The sequence below is a fragment of the Streptomyces sp. a15 genome (genome assembly GCF_059026085.1).
On the sequence record NZ_JBWLKM010000138.1, the window covers coordinates 1 to 14,510 of the forward strand.

Sequence of the window (14,510 nt, forward strand, 5' to 3'; positions counted from 1 at the left end):
CTCCCCCGCCGACATCACCACCCCACCCCTCCTCGGCCAGCACACCGAAGAAATCCTCGTCGGCGAACTCGGCCTCGGTAAAGAGGAGTTGCCGCTCTTGAAGGCGCAGGGAGTGATCTGACCGACACCGCTTCCACTCCGTCCCGGGCGAGCTGCGGACCCGCGCGCCCGGGACGGTTCCCGTCCGAACCAGACCGAGTGAGGTAGCCCAGCATGTCGACATCAGCACCCCGTATCGCCCAGCCCGCCCGCAGTGCCCCCGACGCCGGTACGGTCATCGACCGGCTCGTGGAAGCCAACCGCGCTTATGCCGCCGGATTCGTCGACCCGGGCATGGGAGCCCGGCCGGTCCTGCGGGTGGCCGTCGTGGCTTGCATGGACGCCCGTATCGACCTGCACGCCGCACTGGGCCTGAAACTCGGCGACTGTCACACGGTCCGTAACGCCGGCGGTGTGGTCACCGACGACACGATCCGCTCCCTGACGATCAGTCAGCGCGCGCTCGGCACCCGTAGCGTCATCCTCATCCACCACACCGGCTGCGGACTGCAGACCCTGACCGAGGACTTCCGGCACGAGCTGGAATTGGAGGTCGGCCAGCGTCCCGCCTGGGCGGTGGAGGCGTTCCGGGACGTCGACCAGGACGTACGGCAGTCGATGCAGCGGGTGCGCACCTCGCCGTTCCTGCCGCACACCGACGACGTACGGGGCTTCGTCTTCGACCTGACCACCGGGCTGCTGCGGGAGATCGACCCGCAGTCCTGAACTCCCCTCGGGCTGTCGTTGCGGATTTTCGAAAGTTGTCCGGACTCACCCCTGGCACACTGGTAGTGAATGCAGAATACTGTATGCAATCATCGACCAGTAGTCGCTCCCGAGGGGGTCACCCCGTGTCGTACCGCACCGCTCTCTCAGAAGTCCTGACCAGTGTCATCGAACCCTCCGCCGACGTGACCGGCGGCGAGGCCAGGTTTCCCCGCGGTTCCGTGACGGCCCTCGGTCGCGCCGGGTTGCTGGGGCTCACCGTCTCCGCCGAGTTCGGTGGTGGTGGAGGGGGGCTGCCGGAAGCCGTGGAGGTGGTGGCCCGGACCGCGCGCGTCTGCCCGGCGACGGCGGCTGTGCTCCAGTCCCACTACACGGCGGTCGCCGTCATCGAGTCGCACGGCAGCCCCTGGGTGCGCGGCGAGATCGCCGCCGGGCGGCACCTCAGCAGCCTCGCCCTCGCGGAGACGGCGGAGGGGGACGTCGAGGGGGCGGAGTCGGCGCGCGGCGTCGGCGGACAGGAGCTGGAGGCCCAGCTCCTCGTGCCCCGCTCCGTCGCCGCCCGCACCGGCGATGTGGTCGCGCTGCGGGCCCGTAAGCACCAGGTGGTCGCGGCGGGCGAGGCCGACAGTTACGTCTGGTCCTCGCGGCCGCTCGCCGTGTCGGACGGGATGAGCCTCTGGCTGGTTCCGGCGCACGCCCCGGACCTGTTCGTCCCGGCCCGGGCCGGGGGTGCCGGACCGCGCGGCAGCGCGACGTCCACGGTGTTCGCCGACCCGGTCCTGGTTCCCGCCGACGCGATGCTCGGCGGGGACGGCGGCGGGCTCGACACCGTGCTGCGCAGAGTGCTGCCGTGGCTGCTCGAACTGCGGGCCGCCGCCGGTGCCGGGGTCCTGCGTCCCCCGGTCGTCGACATGTCCCACGGGGTCGCTCGCCGCCCCGCCGAGTCGCTCGCCTCGTCCTGAACCGCGCCCCGCCGGAGATGTCAGTCCTGACTCGTCCCGGCGGGGAGCTGTCGGCGGTAGAAGTCGGTCGTGCGCTCGGTGTGCCTGCGCATGATCTCGCCCGCCCGGTCCGCGTCGCCCTTGGCGATGGCCGTGATGAGCCGGCTGTGCTCGTTCCAGGCCTCCTTGCCGCGGGGCTTGGCGATGGGCGTGTAGTACCAGCGCACCTTCTGGCCCACCTGGCCGATCAGTTCGGCCAGGACGGCGTTGCCGGCCACGGAGGTGATGAAGTCGTGCAGGGCGGTGTTGGCCGTGACCAGGCGTTCGACGTCGCCCTCGGCGAGCGCGTCGACGCCGTCCTGCTGGAGCTCCCAGAGGTGTTCGACGTCCTCGGGCTTGGCGTTCTGCGCGGCGAGTTGGGCCGAGTAGGTCTCCAGCACCGCGCGGACGCCGAGGAGTTGGGCGGCCTCCTCCTCGGTGGGGGAGTGGACGAAGGCGCCCTGTGCGGGCCGCAGGTCGACCCAGCCTGCGGTCTGCAGTCGTTGGAGGGCCTCGCGGACCGGCTGTCGGCTGACGCCGAGGTGTTCGGCGAGTTCAGCCTCGACCAGGTGCCGGCCGGGCTTGAGGGAGCCGCTGATGATCAGTTCGATCAGGGCGTCGTACACGGCCTGACGCAGCGGTGCCGGGCGGGTGACGCGCCGGGATGCCGCGGCCGTGAGTGCCTCGCGCATGGTTGTCCCGTTCTGCCGCCGGGCCCGCAGGGCGGCGGCTTGCCAAGTGGGTGCGGTCGAGGAGGTGCCGACGACTACCGAGCATACAGGTTTTTGTATGCAACCAAGCGTACCTCTGGCGCTCCCGCGATCGCTGCGATTGAGTTCTGTATACAGAAGCCTGTATGGGGTATTCTCGGTCTCCTGCAATCCTCGCCGGGGACCCGTGTGACGGAAGGCGAAGCGATCATGGCGACCAGCGGGAGCGATGTGTCGGTCGAGAGCGTGGTCCGGGGGGTGGTGGCCCGTCACCGGGACCAGCGCGGCGCGCTGCTGCCCGTACTGCACGCCGTGCAGGACGAGTTGGGCCATGTGCCGCAGGAGGCGATTCCGGTGCTCGCCGAGGAGCTCAACCTCTCCCGGGCGGACGTCCACGGGGTGGTGACCTTCTACCACGACTTCCGCCGCGAGCCCGCGGGACGCACCACCGTGCGCATCTGCCGCGCCGAGGCCTGCCAGGCCCTGGGCGCCGACAGCCTGGTGCGCCACGCCCGTGAGTCCGGACTGACCCTGGGGGAGACGACGGCCGACGGCTCGGTCACCGTCGAGCAGGTCTTCTGTCTCGGCAACTGCGCCCTCGGCCCGGCGGTGGAGGCGAACGGCCGGCTGTACGGACGAGTCGGCCCCTCCCGACTGGGCTCGATCCTCAACGGGACGGTCTCCTCATGAACACCTCCTCGCAATCCGCGGCCACGGTCTACGTCCCCCGCGACTCGGCGGCCAGGTCCGTCGGCGCGGACGAGGTCGCCCAGGCGCTCCAAGAGGCCGCCGCCCGCGGCGACTTCGTCATCGACGTCGTACGCAACGGATCGCGCGGCATGCTCTGGCTGGAGCCGCTCGTCGAGGTCGTGACCCCGCGGGGGCGCGTCGGCTACGGCCCGGTGACCCCCGAGGACGTGGTGGGACTGCTCGCCGCCGGCATGCTCGACGGGGCGGACCATCCGCTGCGGCTCGGCATCGTGGACGAACTGCCGTGGCTCGCCCGCCAGAACCGCGTCACCTTCGCCAGGGTCGGGGTCACCGACCCCCTGTCGACGAAGGACTACGTCGAGCACGGCGGCCTCGCCGGGCTGCGGGCCGCGTTGGAGCTGGCCCCCGCCGACGTCGTCTCCGAGGTCACCGCCTCCGGACTGCGCGGCCGAGGCGGCGCCGGATTCCCGGCCGGCATCAAGTGGAAGACGGTGCTCGACTGCGCCGACGAGCTGAAGTTCGTCTGCTGCAACGCCGACGAGGGAGACAGCGGCACCTTCGCCGACCGCATGGTCATGGAGGGCGACCCGTTCCTGCTCATCGAAGGCATGACCATCGCCGCGCACGCGGTCGGCGCAAGCGAGGGCTACCTATACATCCGCTCCGAATACCCCGACGCCGTGGCCACGATGCGCCGGGCGATCGGCATCGCCCGCGAGCACGGCTGGCTCGGCAAGGGCGTCCTCGGCTCCTCGCTCGACTTCGACCTGCACGTCCGCGTCGGCGCCGGCGCGTACATCTGCGGCGAGGAGACCTCCATGCTGGAGAGCCTGGAGGGCAAGAGGGGCATGGTACGCGCGAAACCACCGATCCCCGCGATCGAGGGCCTGTTCGGCAAACCGACCGTGGTGAACAACGTCCTCACCCTCACCACCGTGCCCATGGTCCTGGCCCACGGCGCGAAGGCCTACCAGGACCTCGGCGTCGGCCGCTCGCGCGGCACCCAGGTGTTCCAGCTCGGCGGCAACATCGCCCGCGGCGGCATCGTGGAGACCGCATTCGGCATCACCCTGCGCGAACTCGTCGAGGAGTACGGCGGCGGGACCCACACCGGACGCCCGGTCCGCACGGTGCAGGTCGGTGGCCCGCTCGGCGCCTATCTGCCGACGTCCCTGTTCGACCTGCCGATGGACTACGAGGCGTTCGCCGAGGCCGGTGCGATGCTCGGGCACGGCGGCATCGTCGTCTTCGACGACACCGTCGACCTGGCCGCCCAGGCCCGCTTCGCGATGGAGTTCTGCGCCGAGGAGTCCTGCGGCAAGTGCACACCCTGCCGGGTCGGTTCGGTGCGGGGCGTCGAGGTGATCGACAAGATCGTGGCCGGCACGCACCGGGACGAGAACCTGGCCCTGCTGGAAGACCTGTGCGACCTGATGACCGAAGGCTCGTTGTGCGCGATGGGCGGGCTGACCCCGATGCCCGTCCGCAGCGCCCTCGCTCACTTCCCCGACGACTTCCTCGGCGGTCGTCCACTGCTGGAGATCCACCCCGTACGAGCGACGGAAGGCACGGCATGAGCCTGCTCAAGGAACCCGACTTCGGAACCCCCGAGCGGCCCGGCCCGGCGACGGTGTCGGTGGAGATCGACGGCATGCCGGTCGCCGTCCCGGAAGGCACCTCCGTGATGCGCGCCGCCGCACAGGCCGGTGTCGACATACCCAAGTTGTGCGCCACCGACAGCCTGGAGGCCTTCGGCTCCTGCCGCCTGTGTGTGGTGGAGATCGACGGCCGGCGCGGCACCCCGGCGTCCTGCACCACGCCGTGCGCCGACGGCATGAAGGTGAGCACCCAGACGCCGAAGGTGGCAAAGCTCCGCCAGGGAGTCATGGAGCTCTACATCTCCGACCACCCGCTCGACTGCCTCACCTGCCCGGCCAACGGCGACTGCGAACTGCAGGACATGGCCGGCGTGGTGGGGCTGAGGCAGGTCCGCTACGGCTACGAGGGCGAGAACCACCTCGACGCCGAGAAGGACACGTCCAACCCCTACTTCGACTTCGACCCCTCCAAGTGCATCGCCTGCTCCCGCTGCGTACGCGCCTGCGGCGAGGTGCAGGGCACCTTCGCGCTCACCATCGAGGGCCGCGGCTTCGACTCCAAGGTCTCGCCGGGCGCCGGAGAGACCTTCATGGACTCCGAGTGCGTCTCCTGCGGGGCCTGCGTCCAGGCCTGCCCGACGTCGACGCTCCAGGAGCGCTCGGTCGTCGAACTCGGCATGCCCACCAGGTCGGTTGTCACGACCTGCGCGTACTGCGGTGTGGGCTGCTCCTTCAAGGCCGAACTGCGCGGCGACGAGCTGGTGCGCATGGTGCCCCACAAGGACGGCGGCGCGAACGAGGGACACTCCTGCGTGAAGGGCCGCTTCGCCTTCGGCTACGCCACCCACCCCGACCGCCAGCTCAAGCCGATGGTCCGCGACCGGATCACCGACCCCTGGCGCGAGGTCGGGTGGGACGAGGCGATCGGCACGGTCGCCCGCCGCATGCGCGAGATCCAGGACGGGTACGGCTCCAGCGCGATCGGTGCCATCACCTCCTCGCGCTGCACCAACGAAGAGGTCTACGTCGTACAGAAGATGGTGCGCGCGGCCTTCGGCAACAACAACGTCGACACCTGCGCCCGGGTCTGCCACTCCCCGACGGGATACGGACTCAAGCAGACCTTCGGCGAGTCCGCCGGCACGCAGGACTTCCGCTCGGTCGCGCAGTCCGACGTCATCATGGTCATCGGCGCCAACCCCACCGACGGGCACCCGGTGTTCGCGTCCCGGATGAAGCGCCGGCTGCGCGAGGGCGCCAAGCTCATTGTGGTGGACCCCCGCCGTATCGACCTGGTGCGCTCGCCGCACATCGAGGCCCAGCACCACCTCCAGCTCAGGCCCAGCACCAACGTCGCCGTCGTCAACGCCATGGCGCACGTGGTCGTCACCGAGGGCCTCGTCGACCGGTCCTTCGTGGACCAGCGGTGCGAAGGCTTCGACGAGTGGGCCGAGTTCATCGCCCGCCCGGAGAACAGCCCGGAAGCGGTCGAGGAGATCACCGGCGTACCGGCGGAGGAACTCCGTTCTGCTGCTCGGCTGTACGCCGAGGCGCCCAACGGCGCCATCTACTACGGCCTCGGCGTCACCGAGCACAGCCAGGGCTCGACGATGGTCATGGGGATGGCCAACCTCGCGATGGCCTGCGGCAACATCGGCCGGGACGGCGTCGGCGTGAACCCGTTGCGCGGCCAGAACAACGTGCAGGGTTCCTGCGACATGGGCTCCTTCCCGCACGAGCTGCCCGGCTACCGGCACGTCTCCGACGACGCCGTCCGCACTGTCTTCGAGAACCTCTGGGGCGGAACTCTCCTGGCCGAGCCGGGACTTCGCATCCCGAACATGTTCGACGCCGCGATCGACGGCACCTTCAAGGGCCTCTTCGTGCACGGCGAGGACATCGCCCAGTCCGACCCCAACCTCCAGCACGTCACCGCCGCGCTCGAAGCCATGGAACTCGTCGTGGTCCAGGACCTGTTCCTCAACGAGACCGCCAAGTTCGCGCACGTCTTCCTGCCCGGGGCGTCCTTCCTGGAGAAGGACGGCACCTTCACCAACGCCGAACGCCGGATCAACCGGGTGCGCGCGGTGATGAAGCCGAAGACGGGCAAGCACGAGTGGCAGATCGTCAGCGAGATCGCCACCGCCATGGGCTACCCGATGGCGTACGAGCATCCGAGCCGGATCATGGACGAGATCGCCTTGGTCACACCGACGTTCACCGGCGTCTCCTTCGAGCTGCTGGACAAGCTGGGCAGCGTCCAGTGGCCGTGCAACGAGCAGGCTCCAGAGGGCACGCCCATCATGCACGTGGACGAATTCGTCCGAGGCAAGGGCAAGTTCGTGGTCACCGCCTACGTGCCCACGGCCGAGCGCAGCACCCGGCGCTTCCCGCTGGTCCTCACCACGGGCCGCATCCTCAGCCAGTACAACGTCGGCGCGCAGACCCGCCGTACCGGCAACGTGGCCTGGCATCCGGAGGACGTGCTGGAACTGCACCCGCACGACGCCGAGGTCCGCGGCATCAACGACGGCGACATGGTCACCCTGGCCAGCCGCGTCGGGCAGACGACCCTGCGCGCGGAGATCTCCGACCGTATGCCGACCGGGGTCGTGTACACCACGTTCCACCATCCCGTCACCGGCGCCAACGTGGTGACCACGGAGAACTCCGACTGGGCGACCAACTGCCCGGAGTACAAGGTGACCGCCGTACAGGTCGCGCTCGCGCGCCCCGCCCGGCACAGCGACACGGACGTCACCGGGAACGACCTCGTGACGGTGGTGGACTGAGATGACAGCGACCGTGCCGTCGGAAGTCAGGATGGCGAACGACATCGCGAGGAACCTCGGACACCTGCCGGGGGAGGAGGCCGCCGTGGCGATCGCCGGACACATCGACAGGTTCTGGGACCCGCGGATGCGCGCCAGGCTCCACCAGTTCGTGGACGCAGGGGTGGACGGGCCGGACCCGCTGGTGGTGGCAGCGGTGAAGCTCCTGCGCTGACCCGCGCCCCGGCGATGCCAGGGGTGGCGATCCGGGCATGCGGGAGACCAACCCGGTCGCCACCTCTATACATCACGCCATACTGCATACAGTATGGAACAGGTTGGTGCGGCCCCGGACAGGGAGGAGTCGTTCATGCTGTTCCGGCAGCTGGAGTACTTCGTGGCAGTGGCGAGGGAACGGCACTTCGCCCGCGCGGCGGAGTCCTGCTACGTCTCCCAGCCGGCGCTCTCGGCGGCGATCGCCAAACTGGAGCGGGAGCTGAACGTCACGCTCATCAACCGCGGGCACAACTACCAGGGCCTCACCCCGGAGGGCGAACGGCTCGTCGTGTGGGCCAAGCGGATCCTCGCCGAACAGGACGCCTTCAAGGCGGAGGTGGCCGCCGTGCAGTCCGGCATCACCGGGACGCTGCGGCTCGGCACGGACCCCACGGCGTCCACGACCCTGGCGCTTCCCGTGGCCGCGTTCTGCGCGGCGCACCCGCTCGCCAAGGTGCAGGTCCGCTCCCGGCTGTCCACGAAGGAACTCCACCGCCAGCTGCGCGACTACGAACTGGATGTGGCCATCGCCCACTTCGACCCGGGCGACCAGGAGGGCCTGCAGGTCGTGCCCCTGTACCAGGAGCGGTACACGCTGCTGGTGTCGGAGGACCAGCCGGTGGCCCAGTCCGCCACCGTGACCTGGGCGGACGCGGCCCAGCTGCCGCTCGCGCTACTGACCCCCGACATGCGGATCCGCCAGATCGTCGACACCGTGTTCGCGGAGAAGGGGTTCGTGGTGACCCCCCAGGTGGAGACGGACTCGATCGCCTCCCTCTACGCGCATGTCGGCGGCGGCGGGTGGGCGAGCATCGTGCCGCACACGTGGCTGCGCGCGATGCCGGTGATCGGCCGTACCAGGGCGCTGCCCCTGGTGGAGCCGGAGGCCGGCGCCCAGGTCTCGGTGGCGATCCACGCCGCCACCCCCGGCTCGGTCGCCGCCCGGGCGTTCGTCAACGCGGCGACGGGCCTGTCCCTGGACGACTTCTTCGCCCGGCCACTCCCGGCCGAGCACCGCGTGCTCACCCCCTGAACGCCCCCGTCACGGCGCGTACCGGGACTGGACGGCCTTCCGGTCCAGGGCCCCCTTGGCGGTGTACGGCAGAGCGGCGACCAGCTCGATCCGGTCGGGCACCTCGAACGCGGCCAGCCGGTCACGGCCGTACCGCAGGATCTCCTCGCGCCCGACGCTCTCGCCCGCGCGCGCCACCACGGCGGCGCCCACCCGCTGCCCGTACACCGCGTCCGGTACGGCGAACACGGCCACCTCCGCGACCCCCGGACAGCCGGCGAGGATGTCCTCGACATGCTCCGGTGAGATCTTCTCGCCGCCGCGGTTGATCAGGTTCTTGATCCGCCCGGTCAGCGACAGATACCCGTCCGCGTCCAGCGTTCCCAGATCACCGCTGCGCAGCCACCCGTCGACGAAGGTGTACGACGTCCCCTCCCGGTCGCCGAGATAGCCCCGGGCGACGGTGGGACCGTGCACCCACACCTCGCCCTCGACGCCCGCCGGGCATGTCCGCCCGCTCCGGTCGACGACCCGGACCTCTACCCCGGTCGGCCGCCCCACCGCCCCGTGCTTCAGCAGCCCCCGCCCGGGCAGCGGTTCGCTGGCCGCCTGGTGCGAGGACTCGGTCATCCCGTACGCGGACAGCAGAGGCACGCCCAGCGTGCGTTCCAGCGCCCGCTGCGTCGCCGGGTTGAGGGGAGCGCTGCTGCTGCGGACGAACTTCAGGGGCGGTGCCTGCGGGCCGGGGTACTCCCGCTCCGACCGGTCCAGGAGGATCTCGTGGATGGCCGGAGCCGCGGTGAACCAGGTGGCGGCCGCGGCACGCACGTCGTCCCAGAACGTGCCCGCCGAGAACCGTCCCCGCTCGGGCAGCAGGACGCAGCCTCCGCTGGCCAGGGACGCCAGCAGCGCCGCGAACAGTCCGTGGCCGTGGAAGAACGGCATCACCGCGACCGTCGCGTCATCGGGCCCCAACTCGTAGGTGGCGCAGAGGGAGTGGATGGACGCGGCCACGTTGGCCTGGGTGAATGGGACCATCTTCGGCCGGTCGCTGGTGCCGGCGGTGAACAGGACGAGCGCGTCGCTCTCCGTCAACTCATCGGCCGCCCCGCCGACATGGGGCGCGACGGGCGGACCGGGTGCGAGTTCGACCGCCGCTGTCCCGGCCCGGGAGACGTCCACCCGCAGCGGCCACACCGGAACGGGGAACGGGATCCCTGCCGCGTCCGGCGCTCCCAGAAGAACCGCCCGCGCTCCCAACGCCTCGCTCCGCGTCGCGAGTTCGGACCAGGGCAGCGCCGGATCCAGCGGGGCGACCACCAGACCGGCCCGCGCCGCGCCGAGCAACGCCACCACGAACTCGGCGGTGTTGGCGGCGACCAGACCGATCGCCTCACCGCGGCGCAGCCCGGTGTCGCCGAGCCGTTCGGCCATGTCGTCGACCAGGCCGCTGAGGCCCCGGTAGGACAGGTGCACACGGTCCCCGGTGACGACCAGCGCCCGGGCGTACGGGCGTTCACGCACCTGCCGGTCGATGAGATCGACGAGACCCGTGACGCTCGGAGGCCGGTACCGGTTCGCATCGCGCACGGATGCCGCGGCCGGAACGGCCATGACCCCACCCCCTCGCGCCAGGTTCGATGAAGCAGTCCTCTGCGAGCCTGCGGCGGCCTGCCGCGCGCGTCCAATACGTACTGGTGAACGGCCGATAGCGGCCGTCTATCAAGGGAGTTGGCGAGGCCTCCACCAGCCCTCGATAGATGCTGTTTATCGGCTGGTCGCCGATGGGTCTTGGACGCGGACGGGCGCCCTGCGGATGGTGAGAGGAGTAGCCGCTCCGGCAGGACCTGCCCAAGGAGGACCTCGGACCATGACCGCCCCCTCGACAATGGAGACCGCGGCAGCAGCCGACGTTCCGACCGAGCTCACCGACGGGTACCACCTGGTCGTCGACGCGCTCAAAATGAACGACGTCGACACCATCTACGGGGTGGTCGGCATCCCGATCACCGACCTGGCCCGCCTCGCCCAGGCGCAGGGCATCCGCTACATCGGCTTCCGGCACGAGAGCAACGCCGGGCACGCGGCGGCCATCGCCGGCTACCTCAACAAGAAGCCGGGCGTGGCCCTGACGGTGTCGGCACCGGGCTTCCTCAACGGTCTGGTCGCGCTGGCGAACGCGACCACCAACTGCTTCCCCATGGTCCAGATCTCCGGCTCCAGCGAGCGCCACCTCGTCGACCTCAAGCAGGGCGACTACGAGGAGATGGACCAACTCGCCGCCGCGCAGCCCTTCGTGAAGGCCGCCTACCGGGTCAGCCGCGTCGAGGACATCGGCCGCGGCATCGCCCGCGCCCTGCGCACCGCGATCTCCGGGCGCCCCGGCGGTGTCTACCTCGACATCCCCGCCGCGGTGCTCGGCGCCATCATGCCCAAGGCGGAGGGCGACAAGACGCTGAGCCGCCTCGTCGACCCCGCCCCGCGCCAGCTGCCCGCGCCGGAGGCCGTGGATCGGGCGATCGAGCTCCTGGCCTCCGCCCAGCGCCCGCTGGTGGTGCTCGGCAAGGGTGCCGCGTATGCCCAAGCTGACGCCAAGGTACGGGAGTTCATCGAGTCCACCGGCATCCCGTACGTACCGATGTCGATGGCGAAGGGCCTGCTGCCCGACAACCACCCGCAGTCGGCGGCCACCGCCCGTTCCATGGCGCTGAAGAAGGCCGACGTGGTGATGCTCGTCGGCGCCCGCCTCAACTGGTTGCTCAACCATGGCCAGACGGGGTGGAACCCCGATGCCAAGTTCATCCAGATCGACATCGACCCCAAGGAGATGGACAGCAACCAGCCGATCTCCGCACCGCTCGTCGGTGACATCGAGTCGGTGCTCGACGCGCTCGCCGAACGCACCAAGCCCGGCCAGATCCAGGCCCCTTCGGCCTGGCGGGACGAGCTCGGGGAGCGCTCGGCGCAGAACGTCGCCAAGATGGCCAAGCGGCTGGAGGCCGACCCGCACCCCATGCAGTTCATGGGCGCCCTGAAGGCCGTACGCGACGTCGTGCACCAGCACCCGGAGACGTACATCGTCAACGAGGGCGCCAACGCCCTGGACATCGCGCGCAACGTCATCGACATGCACGTCCCCCGTCACCGTCTCGACAGCGGCACCTGGGGCGTCATGGGCATCGGCATGGGCTACGCCATCGCCGCCGCCGTCGAGAGCGGCGCCCCGGTCGTCGCCATCGAGGGAGACAGCGCCTTCGGGTTCAGCGGCATCGAGATCGAGACGATCTGCCGCTACAACCTGCCCGTCATCACCGTGATCATGAACAACGGCGGTGTGTACCGCGGCGACGACACCAACCCCTACGACGACGCCCCCGCGCCCACGACGCTCATGTCGGCGGCCCGCCACGACCTGCTGATCGAGGCGTTCGGCGGCAAGGGCTACCGCGCCACCACCCCTGCCGAGGTCACCGCCGCCCTCACCGAGGCCCTGGCCTCGGGCGGCCCGGCGCTCATCGACTGCGTGATCGACCCCTCGGCCGGCACCGAGAGCGGCCACATCTCGCACCTCAACCCCAAGGGCATCACCGTCGGCAACATCACGCCGGCGAAGAAGTGACCCTTCTCCTCACCTCGAACTCCCGCCCCGTACGCGTACGTTCACGAAAAGGAAGCAGACATGAGTGAAAAGCCGCTCGCCGGAATCAAGGTGATCGACTTCACCGGGGTCCAGGCCGGTCCCGCCTGCACGCAGATGCTCGCCTGGTTCGGCGCCGACGTCCTGAAGGTGGAGCGCCCCAACGGCGGCGACGTCACCCGCAAGCAGCTGCGGGACATCGAGGACCTCGACGCGCTGTACTTCACGATGCTCAACAGCAACAAGCGCTCCCTCGCCATCAACACCAAGACCCCCGAGGGCAAGGAGGTCCTGGAAAAGCTCATCAGGGAAGCCGACGTCCTGGTGGAGAACTTCGGCCCGGGCGCAATGGACCGCATGGGCTTCCCCTGGGAGCGCATACAGGAGCTCAACCCGCGCCTGATCTTCGGCTCGGTCAAGGGCTTCAACGACCAGTCGTCCTGGAACGACCTCAAGGTCTACGAGAACGTCGCCCAGTGCGCGGGCGGCGCCGCCTCCACCACCGGCTTCTGGGACGGCCCGCCGACCATCTCCGGCGCCGCCCTCGGTGACACCAACACCGGTATGCACCTGGCGATCGGCATCCTCACCGCGATCATCGACCGGAACAGGACCGGCAAGGGCCAGAAGGTGTCCGTCTCCATGCAGGACGCCGTACTCAACCTCTGCCGCGTCAAGCTGCGCGACCAGCAGCGCCTGGAGCGGGTCGGCCACCTGGAGGAGTACCCGCAGTACCCCAACGGTGAGTTCACCGACGTGGTGCCGCGCGGCGGCAACGCGGGCGGCGGCGGCCAGCCCGGCTGGGTCCTCAAGTGCAAGGGCTGGGAGACCGACCCGAACGCGTACATCTACTTCACCGTCCAGGAGCAGAACTGGAAGCGCACCGCCGAGGCGATCGGTCACCCCGAGTGGGCCGAGGACCCGGCGTACGCCACCGCGCGCGCCCGTCAGTCGCACATCTTCGAGATCTTCGAGGAGATCGAGAAGTGGCTCGCGGACAAGACCAAGTACGAGGCGGTCAACATCCTGCGTGAGTGGGAGGTGCCCTGTGCCCCGGTGATGAGCATGAAGGAGATCGCCTACGACGAGGACCTGCGCAAGAGCGGCACGGTCGTCGAGGTCGAGCAGAAGGGCCGTGGGACGTACCTGACCGTCGGCAGCCCGGTGAAGTTCTCCTCCTTCAAGCCCGAGGTCGTCGGTGCCCCGCTGCTGGGCGAGCACAGCTCCGAGGTCCTGGTCGAACTGGGCTACGACGAGGAGACCATCGGCCGGCTGAAGGAGAGCGGCGTCATCGTCTGACCCGTCATGCGGAAGCGGCCGTGGCCTTCGGGCCACGGCCGCTTCCGCATGACGTCGGCGAGGCTCAGAGCGTCGCCTCGGCCCGCCGCCGCATCAGCTCCCGCTCCCGCTCGCGCCGCGCGGTGACGTCCCGGATGACCGCCCCGACATACGTGCTGCCGTCGGGGGCCGGCAGTAGCACCACGCTGAACTCGATGGACAGCTTGCGGCCGTCCGCGGCCAGCGCGGGGACGTTCAGCAAGTCCGCCTCCCCGTACTTGCTGTACCCCCGGTCCATGGCCTCCTGGAAGCCGTCCCAGTGACGCTTGCGGTGCTTCTCGGGGATGATGACGTCCAGACTGCGGCCGTCCACGTCGTCTGCCGCGAACCCGAAGATGCGTTCCGCACCCCGGTTCCAGTAGCGGATCAGTCCTTCGCCGTCAATGATCACTATGCCGTCGGGCGCCTGGGCCGCCAGGCCCAGCACCACCGCGGAATCCAGATCTTCCATGTCGCCTCCGAGCAGGAGTCATTGGTGACGACAGTATACAGATTAATCGTATACAGAATACGTCAGGCCCTCTCCTCGTGCGGCCGTCCGGGCGACGGAAAACGCAGGTGAAAGCCACTCCGAAACCTTGGTATTGTTGTGCGTGTCGCCTCGGGGAGCACCCCGGCCAGGCGGCAGACACCTGGTCCGGGTGGCGGAATGGCAGACGCGCTAGCTTGAGGTGCTAGTGCCCTTTATCGGGCGTGGGGGTTCAAGTCCCCC

12 protein-coding genes are annotated in these 14,510 nt (G+C 69.8%); 9 read left to right on the plus strand and 3 right to left on the minus strand.

What is annotated here, in order from left to right; translation table 11 throughout:
- Nucleotides 1-213: 213 nt before the first annotated feature.
- Together AC5P09_RS49145 and AC5P09_RS49150 are read left to right on the plus strand one after the other, a co-directional pair.
- Nucleotides 214-765 carry a beta-class carbonic anhydrase gene (locus tag AC5P09_RS49145; protein ID WP_493880181.1) on the plus strand — a complete coding sequence of 184 codons (552 nt, stop codon included), beginning with the start codon at nucleotides 214-216 and terminating at the stop codon, nucleotides 763-765.
- 125 nt (nucleotides 766-890) lie between these two features.
- Entirely contained in the window at nucleotides 891-1,727 is an 837-nt protein-coding gene (locus AC5P09_RS49150) for an acyl-CoA dehydrogenase family protein (protein ID WP_493880182.1), read from the plus strand.
- A gap of 20 nt (nucleotides 1,728-1,747) precedes the next feature.
- Here AC5P09_RS49150 and AC5P09_RS49155 read toward each other — a convergent pair whose 3' ends face one another.
- Nucleotides 1,748-2,437, minus strand: coding sequence for a GntR family transcriptional regulator (locus AC5P09_RS49155; protein ID WP_493880183.1), 690 nt, complete (start codon nucleotides 2,435-2,437; stop codon nucleotides 1,748-1,750).
- Between the two features lie 228 nt (nucleotides 2,438-2,665).
- On the opposite strand from AC5P09_RS49155, the gene AC5P09_RS49160 reads away from it, so the two are divergent.
- The 5 genes from AC5P09_RS49160 (at nucleotide 2,666) to AC5P09_RS49180 (ending at nucleotide 8,844) form a co-directional block, all read left to right on the plus strand.
- Nucleotides 2,666-3,145, plus strand: coding sequence for a formate dehydrogenase subunit gamma (locus AC5P09_RS49160; protein ID WP_493880184.1), 480 nt, complete (start codon nucleotides 2,666-2,668; stop codon nucleotides 3,143-3,145).
- On the plus strand, nucleotides 3,142-4,743 hold the full coding sequence (locus AC5P09_RS49165; RefSeq protein WP_493880185.1) for a formate dehydrogenase beta subunit: 1,602 nt from the start codon (nucleotides 3,142-3,144) through the stop codon (nucleotides 4,741-4,743). The genes AC5P09_RS49160 and AC5P09_RS49165 overlap by 4 nt, the downstream gene beginning before the upstream one ends.
- Nucleotides 4,740-7,556 (plus strand): formate dehydrogenase subunit alpha, encoded by a 2,817-nt coding sequence (gene fdhF / locus AC5P09_RS49170; RefSeq protein ID WP_493880186.1) that lies wholly within the window; start codon nucleotides 4,740-4,742, stop codon nucleotides 7,554-7,556. The genes AC5P09_RS49165 and fdhF overlap by 4 nt, the downstream gene beginning before the upstream one ends.
- 1 nt (nucleotide 7,557) lies before the next feature.
- The gene (locus AC5P09_RS49175) at nucleotides 7,558-7,770 is read left to right on the plus strand and encodes a formate dehydrogenase subunit delta (protein WP_493880187.1); all 213 of its coding nucleotides are present in this window, start codon (nucleotides 7,558-7,560) and stop codon (nucleotides 7,768-7,770) included.
- A 135-nt stretch (nucleotides 7,771-7,905) separates the two neighbouring features.
- Complete coding sequence (locus AC5P09_RS49180; protein WP_493880188.1) at nucleotides 7,906-8,844, plus strand: LysR family transcriptional regulator; 939 nt, start codon at nucleotides 7,906-7,908, stop codon at nucleotides 8,842-8,844.
- A gap of 9 nt (nucleotides 8,845-8,853) precedes the next feature.
- On the opposite strand, the gene AC5P09_RS49185 is transcribed toward AC5P09_RS49180, so the two are convergent.
- Nucleotides 8,854-10,437 (minus strand): FadD7 family fatty acid--CoA ligase, encoded by a 1,584-nt coding sequence (locus AC5P09_RS49185; protein ID WP_493880189.1) that lies wholly within the window; start codon nucleotides 10,435-10,437, stop codon nucleotides 8,854-8,856.
- 256 nt (nucleotides 10,438-10,693) lie between these two features.
- Between AC5P09_RS49185 and oxc the strand changes: the two genes are divergently transcribed.
- Nucleotides 10,694-12,442, plus strand: coding sequence for an oxalyl-CoA decarboxylase (oxc, locus tag AC5P09_RS49190; RefSeq protein WP_493880190.1), 1,749 nt, complete (start codon nucleotides 10,694-10,696; stop codon nucleotides 12,440-12,442).
- 60 nt (nucleotides 12,443-12,502) lie between these two features.
- A complete protein-coding gene (frc, locus tag AC5P09_RS49195; RefSeq protein WP_493880191.1) occupies nucleotides 12,503-13,759 on the plus strand; it encodes a formyl-CoA transferase in 1,257 nt (418 codons plus the stop codon).
- A 64-nt stretch (nucleotides 13,760-13,823) separates the two neighbouring features.
- Here the strand turns inward: frc and AC5P09_RS49200 are convergent, their stop codons facing one another.
- Nucleotides 13,824-14,249 (minus strand): PAS domain S-box protein, encoded by a 426-nt coding sequence (locus AC5P09_RS49200; protein WP_493880192.1) that lies wholly within the window; start codon nucleotides 14,247-14,249, stop codon nucleotides 13,824-13,826.
- Nucleotides 14,250-14,510: the final 261 nt, after the last annotated feature.